Raw genomic sequence first — 17,412 nt, 5'->3', positions numbered from 1 at the left:
ATCATTTCAATTCAAATGGGGGCGTCAGCCTCAGCGCGCAGCCGCCAGAATCAACGCCTTCATTTCGCTCACCGCCGCTTTAAAGCCAACGAACAGCGCGTGGGCCACCAAGGCGTGGCCGATGTTCAGTTCGTTGATGCCCTTGATCGCCGCCACGGCTTCGACGTTGTGGTAATGCAGGCCATGCCCGGCATTGACGATCAGGCCCTGGCTGACGCCAAACGCCACCCCATCGGCAATGCGCTTCAGCTCTTCAGCCACTTCAACCGGGGTTTCGGCATCGGCATAGCGGCCGGTGTGCAGCTCGATGGCCGGGGCGCCGACGCGCTTGGAGGCGGCGATCTGGCGTTCGTCGGCATCGATAAACAGCGACACTTCACAGCCGATCTTGCTCAGGCGCTCTACCGCTGCCTGAATCCGCGCTTCTTGCCCGGCCACATCCAGGCCGCCTTCGGTGGTCAGTTCCTGACGGGTTTCCGGAACCAGGCAGACGTGGGCCGGACGAATACGCTCGGCAAAGGCGAGCATTTCCTCGGTCACGCCCATCTCGAAGTTCATGCGGGTCTGCAGCACATCCTTGAGCAGCAGCACGTCGCGCTCCTGAATGTGTCGACGATCTTCACGCAAGTGCACGGTGATGCCATCGGCGCCCGCCTCTTCGGCGTCCAGCGCCGCCTTGACCGGGTCCGGGTAGCGAGTGCCACGGGCCTGACGCAGGGTGGCAACGTGGTCGATGTTCACGCCAAGCAGAATGCGGGGGCTTTGAGTCACGGGTGTCTCCTGAAGAGTGATCGGAACAGGTCGCAGAGCATAAAGCTTGCTTACGGCTTGCGAAACAATTCGCGGCTGACTAATGGCCGGCCGCCCAGATGTACAGCCAAGGCCTGGCGCATCAGACGCTTGGCCGCAGCCAGTGCGCCGGGGGCATCCCAGTCGGCTTCGGCCATGGCCTGCAGTTCGACGCCCTGGAACAGACCGGGCTGAACCATATAGACCCGCTCAAGCCCGGCATCCACCTGCAGACGGTAGAGACCATCGGCGGCGAGAGGTTCACCGTTGATGTCCATATCAAGAGCAAAGCCATAGCCCAGGTCGTCGAGCAGGCGCCATTCGAACGAACGCAGCAAAGGCTCCAGCGGACGGCCTTCGGCCAAGGCTATGAGCGTCGCGGCATAGTGATCGAATACGGCGGGATGAGGGTCTTCGGCGGGCAGCAGACGAATCAGCAATTCGTTGAGATAGAGGCCGCTAAACAACGCTTCGCCAACCATCCAGCTGGCCACCCCCGCCGCTTCCATGCGCCCGACGTTTTTCAGTTCGCCACGACCGCGAAACTCGATTTCCAGCGGCACAAAGGGCCGGGCCAGGCTGCCCGCCTTGCCCTTGGCGCTGCGCAGTACCGCGCGCAGGCGACCTTGCGGCGTGAGGAAATCGACCAGGGCGCTGTTCTCGCGGTATGCCCGACTGTGCAATACATAGGCAGGTTGGGCGACAGGAGCGCTCATGGTTCGGGCCGATTCGCGAGGAAAGCAGAGGATGGGCCGGGGGACCGCAACGGGTCCCCGGGCCGGATCGGGTTACAGGTCGCCGTAGCCCAGCGAACGCAGGGCGCGCTCGTCATCGGACCAACCGCCTTTGACCTTGACCCAGAGGTTGAGCATGACCTTGGAGTCGAACAGCACTTCCATGTCACGGCGGGCGTCACTGCCGATACGCTTGATGCGCTCGCCCTTGTCGCCAATGATGATTTTCTTCTGGCCGTCACGTTCGACGAGGATCAGCGCATGGATATGCAAGGTGCGTCCCTGCTGCTTGAACTCTTCGATTTCAACGGTGATCTGGTACGGCAGCTCGGCACCCAGCTGGCGCATGATCTTCTCACGGACCAGTTCGGCGGCCAGGAAGCGGCTGCTGCGGTCAGTGATCTGGTCTTCCGGGAAGAAGTGGTCGTTCTCCGGCAGATGACCGGCGATCAGGCTTTCCAGCGCTTCGAGGTTATGTCCGTGCTGGGCCGAGATCGGCACGATGGAGGCCTTGGGCAACTGGCCCTGCAACCACTCCAGGTACGGCATGAGCTCGCCCTTGTCTTCAATGCGGTCCGTCTTGTTGATGGCCAGGATCACCGGGCCTTCAACGTACTGCACACGCTCAAGTACAAGCTGGTCCTCATCGGTCCAGCGGGTACGGTCAACCACGAAGATTACGACGTCAACGTCTTTCAACGCCGCCGAAGCAGTCTTGTTCATGTAGCGATTGAGCGCTTTCTCGTTGTTCTTGTGCATGCCGGGAGTATCAACGTAGATCGCCTGCACGGCGCCTTCGGTCTTGATACCCAGCATGTTATGCCGCGTGGTCTGGGGCTTGCGCGAGGTGATCGCCAGTTTTTGCCCGAGGATATGGTTCAGCAGCGTGGACTTGCCCACGTTGGGACGGCCGACGATGGCAACATAGCCACAGCGTGTTGCGGTTGTATCAGTCATGGCCATTCTCCACGCCAAGGGCGATCAGTGCTGCAGCGGCCGCTACCTGTTCGGCAATACGACGGCTGACACCCTGGCCCCGGCTTTTTTCATTCAATAAGGTCACTTCGCATTCGACGAAGAACGTCCGGCAATGCGGTTCACCCTGGATATCGACAACTTCGTAGCGCGGCAGCTCGCAAGCACGGGACTGCAGGAATTCCTGAAGGCGGGTCTTGGGATCCTTGTTGGTATCGACCAGCGTCAGGCTGTCGAACTCGGTGGTCAGCCAGGCCAGCACGCGTTCACGGGCCATTTCCATACCGGCGTCCAGGTAGATGGCGCCAATCAGCGCCTCCAGGGCATCGGCCAGGATCGACTCGCGGCGGAAGCCACCGCTCTTCAGCTCACCGGAACCCAGGCGCAGATACTCGCCCAGATCGAAGCCGCGAGCCAGCAAGGCCAGGGTCTCGCCCTTGACCAGGCGTGCCCGCAGACGCGACAACTGACCTTCACGAGCCTGAGGGAAGCGCTCGAACAGCGCCTCGCCGGCGACGAAGTTGAGGATCGCATCGCCGAGGAATTCCAGGCGCTCGTTATTGCGACCGGCAAAACTGCGATGCGTCAGGGCCAGGACCATCAGTTCCTGGTCCTTGAAGGTATAACCGAGCTGACGCTCCAGACGACTCAAGGAAACGCTCACGGTTTACCTACGCTGAATTCTTGGTCGAACTTCACCACCAGATCGATATTCTGGATCAGAGGTTCACGCTGTTCATACTGCAAATGGGCGAGGATCTTGTTGTCCCGCGCCGTGACATTTAAAGCCTTTTTCAAATCCACATCCTGAATACCGTTGACCTGCAAGCCCTTGGCCACATAGTCATAAAAGTCACTGGCCGTCATATCGGTCTGATTACGGTCAATGCTGGTGATGATTCTTTTTATCTGCAGGTTCTGCGCGTAATGCGGCCCAACCTTGAATGCCACGTTGATCGCGAACCCGGCCAGGGCAATGAAAACCAGCAGGCCCAGTGCAGACACACCCTTTTGCGAACTTGCGAACGCCATACTCGACCCCAAGGATAGCCCGTGAATTCAGCTGGCAAGGTTTATTGACCGGCGACAGCGCTTCGAGCGACCCGAAATGACATACGGCGCTGTCCAGACAGCGCCGCATTGATTATTTGATTAACCCTACCCGCGAGAAGTTGGGCAGGTGACTCAGTTTAGGCTCGGGCCAGCTCATCCACACGGCAAATGCCTTGCCGACGATGTTCTTGTCCGGAACCATGCCCAGCTCGTCCTTGGGAATGTTGGGATCATCCCAGTAACGGCTGTCATTGGAGTTGTCGCGGTTGTCGCCCATCATGAAGTAATGCGCGGCAGGCACCGTCCACTCGGAATCAGGCGGCGCACGGTAGCGGCTCATTTCCTGACGAATCAAATGCTCGACACCACCCAACTGCTCTTTATACAGCTCGGCGCTGCCCAGGGTGCCAGGCTCGGTGCCCAGCAGCTGTTTGGCGACCAGTTGGTCGTTAACGAACAGGCGCTTATCACTGGTGTAGCGAATCTTGTCGCCCGGCAGGCCGACGACGCGCTTGATGTAGTTCACGCTGGGGTCACTTGGGTAGCGGAACACCATCACATCGCCACGCTGCGGATCACCGACGGGAATCACCTTCTGGTCCAGGACCGGCAGGCGAATACCGTAGGAGAACTTGTTCACCAGGATGAAATCTCCCACATCCAGTGTCGGCTTCATCGACCCCGAAGGAATCTGGAACGGTTCGACCAGAAACGAACGCAGCACCAGCACGATGAACAACACCGGAAAGAACGACTTGCCGTATTCAACCAGCAGAGGTTCTTTGTTCAATCGCTCGACGACCGCGATATCCGGTTGGCTGACACTGCCCTGGTAAGTCGCTATGGCGGTCCGACGGCGCGGCGCCAGAAAGACCAGGTCAAGCAGCGCCAGCAAACCGCATACGAATACAGCGATGACTAACAACAGCGGGAAATTTAGTGACATAGGACCTGACTATTCCAACCTGAGCACAGCAAGGAAGGCTTCCTGTGGAATTTCCACGTTGCCGACCTGCTTCATGCGTTTCTTACCGGCCTTTTGCTTTTCCAGCAATTTACGTTTACGGCTGACGTCGCCGCCATAACATTTAGCCAGTACGTTCTTTCTGAGCGCCTTGACGGTTGTCCGCGCAATGATCTGACCACCGATGGCGGCCTGGATCGCTACGTCGAACATCTGCCGCGGGATCAATTCTTTCATCTTTTCCGTCAACGCCCGGCCTTTGTAGGCCGCGTTGTCGCGGTGCACGATCAATGCCAGGGCATCGACCTTGTCACCATTGATCAGTACATCCAGCTTCACCAGGTTGGCGGACTGGTAACGATCGAAATGGTAATCCAGCGAAGCGTAGCCACGGCTGGTCGACTTCAGGCGATCGAAGAAGTCCAGAACCACTTCGTTCATCGGCAGATCATAGGTCACCTGGACCTGGGTGCCGAGGAACAGCATGTCGTGCTGGATGCCGCGCTTTTCGATACACAGGGTAATAACGTTGCCCAGGTGTTCCTGCGGAACCAGGATATTGGCCCGCACGATCGGCTCGCGCATGTCTTCGATGCTGGACAGATCGGGAAGTTTGGACGGGTTATCGACGTAGATCGTTTCACCGGTCTTGAGGACCAGTTCGAAGATTACCGTTGGTGCCGTGGTGATCAGGTCCAGGTCGTACTCGCGCTCCAGCCGCTCCTGGATGATCTCCATGTGCAGCATGCCGAGGAAGCCGCAACGGAAGCCGAAGCCCAGTGCGTCGGAGCTTTCCGGCGCATATTGCAGCGACGAATCGTTCAGCGTGAGCTTTTGCAGGGCATCGCGGAAGTCTTCGAAATCTTCGGAACTGACCGGAAACAGACCGGCATAGACCTGCGGCTGGATGCGTTTGAAGCCAGGCAGCACTTCAACGTCCGGCGTGGTGCTCAGGGTCAGGGTGTCACCCACCGGCGCACCGTGAATGTCCTTGATACCGGCGATGATGAAGCCTACTTCACCGGCTTTCAGGTCGGCAGTGGCGCTGTGCTTGGGGTTGAATACACCGACGCTGTCCACCAAGTGGAGCTTGCCAGTGGACTTGACCAGGATCTTGTCGCCTTTCTTGACCCGGCCATGACGTACGCGCACCAGGGACACAACGCCCAGGTAGTTGTCGAACCAGGAGTCGATGATCAGCGCTTGCAAAGGGTCTTCGATGTTGCCGGTCGGGGCCGGAATGGTCTGGACCAGACGCTCCAACACCTCATCGACGCCCATACCGCTCTTGGCGCTGCATGCAACAGCGTCAGTGGCATCGATGCCGATGATCTTCTCGATCTCTTCCTTGACGCGGTCCGGATCGGCCTGCGGCAAGTCCATCTTGTTCAGTACCGGCATGACCTCAAGGCCTTGCTCGATAGCGGTGTAGCAGTTGGCGACGGATTGCGCCTCCACGCCCTGACCGGCATCGACGACCAGCAACGCACCCTCGCACGCCGCCAGGGAACGGCTGACTTCATAGGTGAAGTCCACGTGACCGGGGGTGTCGATGAAGTTGAGCTGGTAGGTCTTGCCGTCTTTGGCCGTGTAATACAGCGTTACGCTATGGGCCTTGATGGTGATCCCGCGCTCGCGCTCAAGGTCCATGGAGTCAAGCACCTGCGCTTCCATTTCGCGCTCGGTCAAGCCGCCGCACATCTGGATGAAGCGGTCGGCCAGCGTCGACTTGCCATGGTCAATGTGGGCGATGATGGAGAAATTGCGGATATGACTCAAATCACTCACGGATCAACACTCAAAAAGGTTGCAGGCAGATTGCCCGCCGAAAAATAGCCGGGAATTGTACCTGAAGGAAGACTGGGGCGTCACGTCAAGTGGCGACCCTGACTGTCGGGATTCAGGCGACATGCACAAAAAAGGGCGGTCGCGCCGCCCTTTTTCGTACCTGTTACTCCGGCTAGTGTTACTCAGCCAGTTTGAAGGTGATGAAGCTTGCACGGCCCTGACGCAGCACGCGCATGGACACGGAGCGATTCTTCGGCAGATCCTTGGCGATATCGGTGAAATTCTTGGCCGAGGCAATGGCCTGGTTGTTCAAGTGAGTGATGACATCACCTGGCTGCAGGCCGATCAGCGCCGCAGGACCATCCTGAACATCCTTGATGACCACGCCACCTTTGAGCTCGAGGGTTTTCTTCTGCTCAGCGGTCAGGTCGACCACGGAAACACCCAGGCGATTGCTGTTGCGCTCGACGCCCGGTGCCGAATCACCCATTTCCTGGCCTTCGTCGGGCAGTGCACCGACGGTCACAGTCAGGGTCTTGCGCTTGCCGTCACGGATGACTTCCAGGTCAGCCTTGGTGCCGTCCTTGAGGTTGCCGATCAGGTGCGGCAGGTCGGCCGACATAACGATAGGCTGGCCGTTGGCGCTGAGAATCACGTCACCGACCTGCAGGCCACCCTTGGCTGCGGGACCATCTTCCAGGACCTGGGCAACCAGGGCACCGGCCGGCTTGTCGAGGCCGAAGGACTCAGCCAGATCCTTGCTGACTTCCTGAATCACGACGCCCAACCAGCCACGATTGACCTTGCCGCTGGCCTTGAGCTGATTGGCCACGTCCATTGCCACGTCGATCGGAATCGCGAACGACAGGCCCATGAAGCCGCCGGAACGGGTGAATATCTGCGAGTTGATACCCACGACTTCGCCAGCCATGTTGAACAACGGACCGCCGGAGTTACCCGGATTGATCGCTACGTCGGTCTGGATGAACGGTACGTAAGTGTCGTTTGGCAGGCTGCGGCCCTTGGCACTGACGATACCTTTGGTCGCCGAATGGTCGAAGCCAAATGGCGAACCAATGGCCAGTACCCACTCACCGACTTTCAGCTTGTCGGAGTTGCCCAGCTTGACGGTAGGCAGGTCCTTGCCGTCAATTTTCAGCACGGCCACGTCAGTACGTGGATCAGTGCCGACCAGCTTGGCCTTCAATTCGTTACGGTCGGACAGGCGCACGATGATTTCATCGGCACCGTCGATGACGTGGTTGTTGGTGAGGATGTAACCATCTGCCGAAATGATGAAGCCCGAACCCAGGGACTGCGCTTCACGCTGACGATCACCGCCACCACCGCCCTTGCCTGGCGCACGGGAGCCTGGCGGCATGCTGCGCTCGAGGAACTCACGGAGCATTGGCGGCAGGCCTTCGAGGTCTGGCTGGTTACCGGCGACTGAACGCTGGGGCATTTTCTGACGGGTACTGATGTTCACAACGGCAGGCGAGGCCTGCTCCACCAGGCTGGTGAAGTCCGGCAGGGCTTCTGCCTGGGCAGCGGCGACCTGACCCAGCATGAGCAGGGCGGCAACCAGAGAAAAGTAGGATTTCAAGCGTGGTATCGACATACGGCTCCCGTTCACAACGAGGATAAGTAAGCAGTACGCAGGCAAGAAGATATCCCGTGGATAGCTTCTTGCCTGCGTTGAATGGACCCGGAAACAACAAAGGCCAGAGCTGCGAAGCTGTGACCTATAGAAGAAAAATTCTTACGATTTTGCAACGTGAAAACATCTCCAGACATTTCAACGTGGTAGCCCCAGGCCCTGCAAACGCCTGTCTTACGGCCACACAAGGCCAAAATGAAACCTTTTACATCTTGGCCTTTCAACCCCATCCACCGACTACTTGCTAACCGGTGCATCGACACTGCGCATCGATAGCGCGATACGTTCAGCCGTTCCCAGGGGTATCTCGCCCACGACCGTGACCATTACATCGCCCTTGGGCGTGGTCAGGCGGCGGGAAACTGCAACCGTCGGCCCCAACTGAGTACGGATATCCGTGACTGCGGCACCGCTCAACGCCTCGATGAACACCGAAAAACGCGCCAGACCATCGTCATACATCATGCTGGTGACGGTGGACTTGGTCGCAGGCTCCTTGCGCACCGAACTGTTGGTCAGCTCAAAACCTGGCGGCAACCAGTCGGAACGCCAGCCCAGCGGCTTGGCGGCGGCATTCGAACTCGCCTTGACGGATTCCACAGGCTTGCAGTCAGCACTGGCTTGCAGCATCGCATCGGTAGGCGGGTCGAACGTATTAAGTCCGGTGAACTGGAAACGCTCCAGCAACTGGCCCTTGTCGCCAAGCAATAGCGATTTGAGCAGCAAGCCGGTCTCGTTATCGATATGCAATTCGATACCGTAACGGTGCGGATCCTTGGGTGTCAGGGTGACGATGGTTGCCGGTCGGGCGGCCACTCGCGAGGTTCCGGCGACCTTGAGGTCGTACCAGTTCGCCAGTTTCTTGGCATCCAGACCATGGGCGGGGGAATCAGGCAGATTACTCACGCCATCGGCGAGCGTGCCACTGACGCATTGAGTCACGCCATCGACACGCAGGAGTTCCTGGGCAGAGCCATCGAGTTGCAGCACGTGCTCACGGACCTTACCGTCAGCGACGCGATGCCAGATCCGATGGCTGGAAAAGCTGCCATTGCGCTCGTAGACGAACGTACCCTGGAAACTCTGCTGCTGCTCGGCCTGCGCAAGACGCTTGAGCATGTCCTGCGCATCATCGGCATGTACTGGGAGGACCAGCCATCCACTCAACAGCAAAGGCAATAGACGGATGGCTTGCATGATCCTCCTTAACGGTTTTCCAGGCTGGCCGCACGTGCGTAAGGCAGGGCGCTTTCAGTACCCTTCAATGCTGCTTGCTGAGCGTGCTGTCGCAGATAGCCTGGCAGACGCTGATCCTGCCAACCGGCCTGACCCTGCATCACACCATTGACCATTGGGCCGCTGGCTTGCTCGGAGCTTTCAGTATAACCCGCCAGTACAGCCGGGCCTTTAACTTGTGGAACCGACAGATTGGCAGGCTGTGGAGCCTGTTGCGCCAACTGTGCACCAGCGATGTCGTCATGGTTGTACAGACGAACACCCGCCAGAACGGCGACAGTAACCGAAGCAGCGACGGCCAGGCGACCCAGGGTACGCCAAGGACCACGACCGGGCTTGAGCGGGCTGATTTCATCGGCGATAGCGGCAGATACAGCTGCCGAAATATCCAGATGAGGAACCAACAGCTCTTTATGCATTGCTGCACGAGCCAACTGATAACGCGACCATGTGGCCCGTGTATCCGCATCGTCAATGGCACTCAGTACCCGACGTAATTCCAATTCGTCCGCTTCGTTATCCATCACCGCGGACAGCGATTCCTGCAGGGCTTCACGACTCATGGCGGTTTCCTCTCTTGGCTATCGCCGCTGTCTCAGGTTTCCTGCAACAAAGGTTGCAGGGCTTTATCGATGGCTTCCCGAGCGCGAAATATGCGAGAGCGCACGGTACCCACCGGACATTCCATAACACTGGCAATGTCCTCATAACTCAGACCATCGAATTCACGCAAAGTTAACGCCGTACGCAAATCTTCTGGTAGTAACTGGATAGTTCGATGGACAGTGCCTTCGATCTCATCCCGCAACAATGACCGCTCCGGTGACTCGATGTCCTTGAGGCCATGATCGCCGTCGTAGAACTCCGCGTCTTCAGACCTTACATCGCTATCCGGCGGCCGCCGACCGCGCGACACCAGATAGTTCTTCGCCGTGTTGATGGCGATACGGTACAGCCATGTATAAAAGGCGCTGTCACCGCGAAAATTTCCAAGTGCACGGTAGGCCTTGATAAAGGCCTCTTGTGCGACGTCCTGGGCTTCATGGGTGTCGTGCACAAACCGCACGATCAACCCGAGAATCTTGTGCTGGTATTTCAGCACGAGCAGATCAAACGCTCGCTTGTCACCGCGCTGTACGCGCTCGACCAGCTGCTGATCCTCTTCCTGGGTTAGCATGAACACTCCTCATTGAGCTTGAAGGAGCATTGCCTCAGCGATTGTTCAGGCTTGCAAACATAGACTCGGGCTTTTGGCAAAAGTTCTCCCCCTTCAAGCAAGTTTCCTGCGGACACTGATTTGGCCTGCACGAAAAACGCAGCTCGACCTAGGTCGGCTGCGTCAATAATCTTGTCGTCGAATTCGCCGGCGGTGGCTGCTTTCGAGCCCCGCGTAAAGCCGACGCTGTCCCTTTATAGGCAACCGTCTATTGAACGTGGGCACTCACGAAAAGTTCCCAGGTTTTGCAGTCGGTTGTAAAAACTCAGCGGTCCGATCGGATTACGCCCAAGTCATCGTACGACACCAGCACTTTTCTCCTCCGGAAAAACAATATGCAGGGTGTATCTGACTGGCGCACAATCCGAGCCCGCTGTGGCCTCACAATGCCAATAAAGCGCAGCTATTGTGCCGGTCCACCCCTACATATACTAGTGGCCGCGACTCGCGGAAATAAGAAATGAGCCAACATTTTCAGCACGACGTTCTAGTCATTGGCAGCGGTGCAGCTGGGCTCAGCCTGGCCCTGACCCTGCCCGGCCATTTGCGTATCGCGGTATTGAGCAAGGGCGACCTGGCAAACGGCTCCACCTTCTGGGCCCAGGGCGGCGTTGCTGCTGTGCTGGACAACGCCGATACCGTGCAGTCCCACGTCGAGGACACCCTCAACGCCGGTGGCGGCCTGTGCAATGAAGAAGCGGTGCGATTCACCGTCGAGCACAGCCGCGAGGCCATCCAGTGGTTGATCGACCAGGGCGTGCCCTTCACCCGTGACGACCAGTCCACGGTGGAAGATGGCGGTTTCGAGTTTCACCTGACCCGCGAGGGCGGCCACAGTCATCGACGCATCATTCACGCGGCTGATGCCACCGGCGCGGCGATCTTCAAGACGCTGCTGGCCCAGGCCCGTACGCGATCGAATATTGAACTGCTGGAACAGCGCGTCGCCGTCGACCTGATCACCGAGCGGCGCCTGGGCCTGGAAGGCGATCGCTGCCTCGGCGCCTATGTGCTCAACCGCACCAGCGGCGAAGTCGATACCTACGGCGCGCGCTTCGTCGTACTGGCCTCGGGTGGCGCGGCAAAAGTCTACCTTTATACCTCCAACCCGGACGGTGCCTGCGGCGACGGTATCGCCATGGCCTGGCGCTCCGGCTGCCGGGTGGCCAATCTGGAGTTCAACCAATTCCACCCGACCTGTCTGTATCACCCGCAAGCCAAGAGTTTTCTGGTGACCGAAGCCCTGCGCGGCGAAGGCGCCTACCTGAAGCTGCCCAACGGCGAACGCTTCATGCAGCGCTTCGACGACCGCGCCGAACTGGCCCCACGGGATATCGTCGCCCGGGCCATCGACCATGAAATGAAGCGCCTGGGCATCGACTGCGTCTATCTGGATATCAGCCACAAGCCCGCCGAATTCATCAAGAGCCACTTCCCGACGGTGTACGAACGCTGCCTGGAATTCTCCATCGATATCACTCGCCAGCCGATCCCGGTTGTACCTGCTGCGCATTACACCTGCGGCGGCGTGGTCGTGGACAGCCATGGCCGCACCGACGTGCCCGGCCTGTACGCCATCGGCGAAACCAGTTTCACCGGCCTGCATGGCGCCAACCGCATGGCCAGCAACTCGCTGCTGGAGTGCTTCGTCTATGCGCGCTCCGCCGCCACCGACATCATCGGCAAGTTGTCGACGGTCGAAGTACCGCAAAGCCTGCCGGGCTGGGATGCCAGCCAGGTCACCGATTCCGACGAAGACGTGATCATTGCGCACAACTGGGACGAACTGCGGCGTTTCATGTGGGATTACGTCGGCATTGTGCGCACCAACAAGCGTTTGCAGCGCGCCCAGCATCGGGTGCGCCTGCTGCTCGATGAGATCGATGAGTTCTACAGCAACTATAAGGTCAGCCGTGACCTCATCGAGCTGCGCAATCTGGCCCAGGTGGCCGAGCTGATGATTCAGTCAGCCATGGAGCGCAAGGAATCCCGCGGCCTGCATTACACTCTGGACTATCCGGACATGCTGCCCGAAGCGCTGGACACTATTCTGGTGCCGCCCACCTTCGTCGGCTGAACTTCAAACGCAGCCGCAGTCGCCGATGTTCGTCCGGCGCCAGGGCATCGACCGGGATGCACACGCTGCGCACCCGGCCCCGGCCCGCCAGACGAAAGCGCAAGACAATCAATAAAGGCAGGGCCAGGCTGTCGCGGCGTAATTGCACCGGTCGCCAACCCTGTTCTGCACTCCATAACTGCCAGCCGTCACGGTCGCGACGCAGGCCGGTAAAAGCCTGCGCACTATTGAATATGATTGCTCGCGGGAGCATATAAGCTGCATGCAGCAGGCAGCCAAAAACCCCGAGCACCAGGGCGCGGGGTGGGATATCAAGCCAGCAGAGGGAAAACAGCGCCAGGCACTGGGCGCCCAGATAAGCCGTCAGCAGCCACCGCGAGGCGCGCCAACGGCACTGGAAGAAATCACTGCGGCTGGACACGATCCAGAATCATGCGAACCATGCGCTGCAGCTCAGCGTCTTCTGACTCAGCACGCTGCATGAACCAGCCGAACATATCCTGGTCTTCACAGGTCAATAGACGGCGATACAGATCGCGATCGACGTCGTTGAGGGTTGGATAGACTTCACGGACAAAAGGCACCAGCAGGCAATCCAGTTCGAGCATGCCGCGGCGGCTGTGCCAGTAAAGGCGATTGAGTTCGACTTCTTCGACCATGGAGGGGCTCCTCAAAATAGGCCGCGAGTATACAGCCACAAGGCGCTTGCGCGAATGGCCCAATGGTCGCAGCAGTTTTCATGTACCCATAATCAACACTCGGCACTATGATGTGCCCCAGACTTTTTTCCTGCGATGAACCATGGCCGACTCAGCTTTCTTCTGCCCGCTTTCCCACGAAGGGGTTCTTGCCGTTCGCGGCGTGGACGCCAGCAAATTCCTGCAAGGCCAATTGACCTGCAATATGGACTACCTGAGCGACGCCAAGGCGACCCTCGGTGCCCGTTGCACGCAAAAAGGCCGCATGCAGTCGAGCTTCCGCATTCTGCTGCAAGGTGATGGCTGCCTGCTGGCCATGGCCAGCGAACTGATCGAGGCACAACTGGCCGATCTGAAAAAATACGCAGTGTTCTCCAAATCCAAATTGACCGACGAAAGTGCCGCCTGGGCCCGCTTCGGTCTTCAGGATGGTGATGGGGCGCTGGTCAGCCTGGGTCTGGAGCTGGCTCACGACACCGACGCCGTCACCCGCGCCAACGACCTGATCGCCATTCGTGTCTCGCCCAACCGCACCGAACTCTGGGTGCCGGTTGCACAGGCCGCCGACGTGCAGTTGCGCCTGGCCGCGCAGCTGGCTGAAGGCTCGCTCAATGACTGGCTGCTGGGGCAAATCCGCGCTGGCATCGGCCAGGTGTTCGCCCAGACCCGAGAAGAATTCATCCCGCAGATGATCAACCTGCAGGCCGTCGGCGGCGTCAGCTTCAAGAAAGGCTGCTACACGGGCCAGGAAATCGTTGCACGCATGCAATACCTGGGCAAACTCAAGCGCCGCCTGTATCGCCTGTCTCTGGACGGTAGCGACCTGCCGGAAGCGGGCGCTGCCCTGTTTTCCCCGGTGCATGCAAGCTCGGTGGGCAATGTGGTGATCGCCGCGCAAGGCGAGCAAGGTATCGAGTTACTGGCCGTGCTGCAGGCAGACGCGGTGGAAAATGGTGATATCCGTCTCAACGCCGCCGACGGCCCGGCATTACACTTGAACGAACTGCCATACGCCCTGGACAGCAAACTCGAAACCCAGCGTTAAGCCAGCCATGGCCCCTGCCCGCCCCTGTCCGAGACTGGCGGGCATCTCACCACCCCAATGCCCAAGAGATGCAAGATGAGCAAGATGGCTGACGAGGTGCAGAGAAATTTGATCAAGGCCATCGATAGAGATGCCTTGTTCCTGCCGACCTTGCCTGAAGTAGCACTGAAAATCCGCCTCGCCGCAGAAGATACGGAAATCAGCGTCGCCGCCTTGAGTAAAGTCATTGGCAGCGATACCGCGTTGTCGGCGCGCCTGATCAAGGTGGTAAACAGCCCGCTGCTGCGCCCCAATTTCGAAGTCAGCGACGTCAATACCGCGATTACCCGGCTGGGGGTCAACTACACCTGCAACTTGGCCATCGGCCTGGTGGTGGAGCAGATGTTCCACGCCAAGTCCGGGGTTATCGAGCAGAAAATGCGCGATATCTGGAAGCAGAGCCTGCAAGTAGCGGGTATCAGCTATTCGCTGTGCCTGAACATTCTCAACCTCAAGCCGGACCAGGCGACCCTGGCGGGTTTGATCCATCTGATTGGCGTGCTGCCGATCCTGACCTACGCCGAAGACCATTTCGAATTACTGTCCGACCCGGTCAGCCTGAATCATGTGATTGAGCACATTCATCCGATCATTGGTGAGCGCCTGCTGCGCTCGTGGGATTTCCCCGAACATCTGGCCACAGTCCCGACGCAATACCAGAACTTCGAGCGAATTTCGGCCAGCGCCGACTATATCGACCTGGTTCAGGTCGCAACGGTGCATACCTATCGCGACACCGGACACCCGTTCAGCCAGATCGATATCAGCAGCCTGCCCGCCTTCCATGCGCTGCGCCTGGATCTGGCCGGTGGTCATCTGGCGGCAGAGATGGATGAAGCCAAGGTCATGCTCTACTGAGCAGACCCGGCAAAGTCAGCTCAGGGATGCGGCGACGAAACTGACCCGCACCTTGAGCCCGTGAGGCTCGCCGTCATGCAGACTGATCTGGGCCAGATGCGCCCGGCAGATCTCGCCGACAATGGCCAGGCCCAGGCCCGAGCCGGCGCTCTGCGGGTTGCGCCGATAAAAGCGCTCGAACACCCGCGCACGATCGGCTTCCGGAATACCCGGGCCATCGTCCTCTACCTCAAGAATCCCCGGCGCGTAGACCCGCAAAATCACATTGCCGCCTACCGGCGTGTGAGCCAAGGCATTGTCAATCAGATTGCTCAAAAGCTCGTTGAGCAACGTCGGCTCACCGCGCAGCCAGACCGGCTCGTCAGCCTCCAGTGCCAGGGAAACGCCGCGGCCGTAGGCCAACGGCGCCATAGCCATGCCCAGTTCACGGGCCAGTTGAGAAAGATCCAGACTCTGGGCGCCGCCCTCGGCAATCGCCCTGGCACCATTCTCGATGCGGGCCAGAGACAGTAGCTGATTGGCCAGATGAGTCAGGCGGTCCGTGCCCTGGGCAGCCGCTTCAAGGGTCGTGCGCCAATGGCTCGGCTCCGGGTCGCGCAACCCCAGTTCGACCCGGGCCTTGAGCGCAGCCAAGGGGGTGCGCAGTTCATGCGAGGCATCGGCGATGAACTGCCCCTGCCGCTCGAATTGCAAGCGCAGGCGCTCAGTAAAGTGGTTCAGCGCACTGACCAGCGGACGCAATTCATGCTGCACCTCAACCATGGGCAAGGCACGCAAGTCATCCGGTTGACGCTCTTCAACCGCCGTACGGATCCGTTCGAGTGGACGCAATGCGGCGCTGACAGTAAACCAGACCAGCAGCAACGCCCCCGCGCCGAGCATGCCAAGGCGCAACAAGGTATCGGCCATCAGGCTGCGGGCCATCTTCACCCGCGCTTCTTCCGTCTCGGCCACCCTTATCTCCGCCATGCCCTGCATGTCCGGCTCGCTGACCGGCTTGAGCAGGCTGACCACGCGCACGTCCTGCCCTTGATAGCGGGCGCTGTAGAAACTGGCCAGGGCCGGATAATCGTCGGTGCGCAGGGTGCCCGGCGGTGGCGGCGGCAGGTTCTCGTAGCCGGAAATCAGCTTTTTATTGATGTCATTGACCTGGTAGTAAATCCGTCCTTCGCTGTCGTAGGCGAAGGTATCCAGGGCGATATAAGGAACGTCGGCACTCAGGGTGCCATCGCGTTGCGAGACCCCGGCCGCAATGGTCCGGGCCGAGGCCAGCAGAGTGCGGTCATAGGCTGTGTCGGCCGCCTCACGACCATTCCAGTAAGCACTCAAGCCACTGGCCAGCATCAATACAGTCAACAACAGGCCCAGATTCCACAGCAGCCGCCAGCGCAGGCTGTCCTGATTAAGCATCGCGGCTTTCCAGGAGGTAACCGAGACCGCGGAAGGTCACGATGGCAATTGGCTGACCGTCGAGTTTTTTACGCAGGCGGTGAACATAGATTTCGATGGCGTCGGCACTGGCCTCTTCGTCCAGGCCAAATACCTGAGCCGCCAGTTGCTCCTTGCTCATCACCCGCCCCGGCCGGGCGATCAGCGCTTCCAGCACGGATTGCTCGCGGGAGGTCAGGGTCAGCAACTCGTCGCCCAGGGTGAAACGCCGGGTGTCCAGGTCATAGACCAGTACGCCGCAACGCTGCTGCCGCTCGCCGCCGAGTACACTGCGCCGCAGCAAGGCCTTGACCCGCGCCTCCAGCTCGGACAGCTCGAATGGCTTGGCCAGGTAATCGTCGGCCCCCAGGTTCAGGCCATGGACCCGATCCTTGACATCGCTGCGTGCGGTCAGCATCAGCACCGGCAGATTCTGCCCACGGCTGCGAAGGCGAGCGAGCACCTCGAAGCCGTCCATGCGCGGCAGGCCGACGTCAAGAATCGCCACGGCATATTGTTCGCTGCTCAGGGCCAGATCGGCGGCGACGCCATCGTGCAGCACATCCACCGTCAGCCCCGCGCCCTTGAGCGCCTGGGCCACGCTATCGGCCAGTTGCAGATGGTCTTCGACGAGAAGAACACGCATCGACGTCTCCTGTTTTATAGGTGTGTGGGGAGATTGCCCGGTGGCGGAGTTTACCGTCGTGCCCCGGCCTGTGAAGCCCGTCAGCAAGTAAAATCGGATTCGCGGTGTTTGCAAGGTAGCTGAAAGGTTTGCGAAAGCTTCGCCACTTAACATGGAGAAACAGAAGGTGCCGCAGATGCGCTTTCGTTAATAAAAACAATAAACGGAGT

General features: G+C 59.4%; 18 protein-coding genes. 3 read left to right on the top strand and 15 right to left on the bottom strand.

Going from position 1 to position 17,412, the window contains the following annotated elements; genetic code table 11:
* Positions 1 to 30 precede the first annotated feature (30 nt).
* The 11 genes from pdxJ to rpoE all read right to left on the bottom strand — a co-directional run bounded on the left by pdxJ (position 31) and on the right by rpoE (position 10,373).
* Positions 31 to 771: a pyridoxine 5'-phosphate synthase gene (pdxJ, locus tag AC1Z24_RS06260; protein WP_483744958.1), complete on the bottom strand. Its 741-nt coding sequence runs from the start codon at positions 769 to 771 to the stop codon at positions 31 to 33.
* Positions 772 to 821: 50 nt separating this feature from the next.
* On the bottom strand, positions 822 to 1,505 hold the full coding sequence (gene recO, locus AC1Z24_RS06255) for a DNA repair protein RecO (RefSeq protein WP_483744957.1): 684 nt from the start codon (positions 1,503 to 1,505) through the stop codon (positions 822 to 824).
* Positions 1,506 to 1,577: 72 nt separating this feature from the next.
* Positions 1,578 to 2,480, bottom strand: coding sequence for a GTPase Era (gene era / locus AC1Z24_RS06250; protein ID WP_483744956.1), 903 nt, complete (start codon positions 2,478 to 2,480; stop codon positions 1,578 to 1,580).
* A complete protein-coding gene (gene rnc / locus AC1Z24_RS06245) occupies positions 2,473 to 3,162 on the bottom strand; it encodes a ribonuclease III (RefSeq protein ID WP_413302265.1) in 690 nt (229 codons plus the stop codon). Before rnc ends, era begins: the two co-directional genes overlap by 8 nt.
* Positions 3,159 to 3,530: a DUF4845 domain-containing protein gene (locus AC1Z24_RS06240; RefSeq protein ID WP_483744955.1), complete on the bottom strand. Its 372-nt coding sequence runs from the start codon at positions 3,528 to 3,530 to the stop codon at positions 3,159 to 3,161. Before AC1Z24_RS06240 ends, rnc begins: the two co-directional genes overlap by 4 nt.
* A gap of 112 nt (positions 3,531 to 3,642) precedes the next feature.
* A complete protein-coding gene (gene lepB / locus AC1Z24_RS06235; protein WP_259098612.1) occupies positions 3,643 to 4,497 on the bottom strand; it encodes a signal peptidase I in 855 nt (284 codons plus the stop codon).
* 9 nt (positions 4,498 to 4,506) lie between these two features.
* Positions 4,507 to 6,303: a translation elongation factor 4 gene (gene lepA, locus AC1Z24_RS06230; RefSeq protein WP_259098610.1), complete on the bottom strand. Its 1,797-nt coding sequence runs from the start codon at positions 6,301 to 6,303 to the stop codon at positions 4,507 to 4,509.
* Between the two features lie 178 nt (positions 6,304 to 6,481).
* Positions 6,482 to 7,921 carry a DegQ family serine endoprotease gene (locus tag AC1Z24_RS06225; RefSeq protein ID WP_483744954.1) on the bottom strand — a complete coding sequence of 480 codons (1,440 nt, stop codon included), beginning with the start codon at positions 7,919 to 7,921 and terminating at the stop codon, positions 6,482 to 6,484.
* Between the two features lie 276 nt (positions 7,922 to 8,197).
* Entirely contained in the window at positions 8,198 to 9,157 is a 960-nt protein-coding gene (locus tag AC1Z24_RS06220; RefSeq protein WP_483744953.1) for a MucB/RseB C-terminal domain-containing protein, read from the bottom strand.
* 8 nt (positions 9,158 to 9,165) lie between these two features.
* Positions 9,166 to 9,759: an anti sigma-E factor RseA C-terminal domain-containing protein gene (locus AC1Z24_RS06215; protein ID WP_259098606.1), complete on the bottom strand. Its 594-nt coding sequence runs from the start codon at positions 9,757 to 9,759 to the stop codon at positions 9,166 to 9,168.
* A gap of 32 nt (positions 9,760 to 9,791) precedes the next feature.
* On the bottom strand, positions 9,792 to 10,373 hold the full coding sequence (gene rpoE, locus AC1Z24_RS06210) for an RNA polymerase sigma factor RpoE/AlgU (protein ID WP_259098605.1): 582 nt from the start codon (positions 10,371 to 10,373) through the stop codon (positions 9,792 to 9,794).
* Positions 10,374 to 10,872: 499 nt separating this feature from the next.
* On the opposite strand from rpoE, the gene nadB reads away from it, so the two are divergent.
* Complete coding sequence (gene nadB, locus AC1Z24_RS06205) at positions 10,873 to 12,489, top strand: L-aspartate oxidase (RefSeq protein ID WP_483744952.1); 1,617 nt, start codon at positions 10,873 to 10,875, stop codon at positions 12,487 to 12,489.
* Here nadB and AC1Z24_RS06200 read toward each other — a convergent pair.
* Together AC1Z24_RS06200 and AC1Z24_RS06195 are read right to left on the bottom strand one after the other, a co-directional pair.
* Positions 12,458 to 12,910, bottom strand: coding sequence for a protein YgfX (locus AC1Z24_RS06200; protein WP_483744951.1), 453 nt, complete (start codon positions 12,908 to 12,910; stop codon positions 12,458 to 12,460). The genes nadB and AC1Z24_RS06200 overlap by 32 nt on opposite strands.
* Positions 12,894 to 13,148 carry an FAD assembly factor SdhE gene (locus AC1Z24_RS06195; RefSeq protein ID WP_259098600.1) on the bottom strand — a complete coding sequence of 85 codons (255 nt, stop codon included), beginning with the start codon at positions 13,146 to 13,148 and terminating at the stop codon, positions 12,894 to 12,896. The genes AC1Z24_RS06200 and AC1Z24_RS06195 overlap by 17 nt, the downstream gene beginning before the upstream one ends.
* A gap of 142 nt (positions 13,149 to 13,290) precedes the next feature.
* Here AC1Z24_RS06195 and ygfZ point away from each other — a divergent pair, with 142 nt between their 5' ends.
* A complete protein-coding gene (ygfZ, locus tag AC1Z24_RS06190) occupies positions 13,291 to 14,232 on the top strand; it encodes a CAF17-like 4Fe-4S cluster assembly/insertion protein YgfZ (RefSeq protein ID WP_483744950.1) in 942 nt (313 codons plus the stop codon).
* 75 nt (positions 14,233 to 14,307) lie between these two features.
* Complete coding sequence (locus tag AC1Z24_RS06185) at positions 14,308 to 15,129, top strand: HDOD domain-containing protein (RefSeq protein WP_483744949.1); 822 nt, start codon at positions 14,308 to 14,310, stop codon at positions 15,127 to 15,129.
* A 15-nt stretch (positions 15,130 to 15,144) separates the two neighbouring features.
* Here AC1Z24_RS06185 and AC1Z24_RS06180 read toward each other — a convergent pair whose 3' ends face one another.
* Together AC1Z24_RS06180 and AC1Z24_RS06175 are read right to left on the bottom strand one after the other, a co-directional pair.
* Complete coding sequence (locus AC1Z24_RS06180; RefSeq protein ID WP_259098596.1) at positions 15,145 to 16,539, bottom strand: sensor histidine kinase; 1,395 nt, start codon at positions 16,537 to 16,539, stop codon at positions 15,145 to 15,147.
* On the bottom strand, positions 16,532 to 17,203 hold the full coding sequence (locus tag AC1Z24_RS06175) for a response regulator (RefSeq protein ID WP_483744948.1): 672 nt from the start codon (positions 17,201 to 17,203) through the stop codon (positions 16,532 to 16,534). Before AC1Z24_RS06175 ends, AC1Z24_RS06180 begins: the two co-directional genes overlap by 8 nt.
* Positions 17,204 to 17,412: the final 209 nt, after the last annotated feature.

The organism is Pseudomonas sp. JL23 (genome assembly GCF_056933585.1).
The sequence above is the reverse complement of the archived record's forward strand: the minus strand, read 5'-3'. Positions and strand labels throughout refer to the sequence as shown.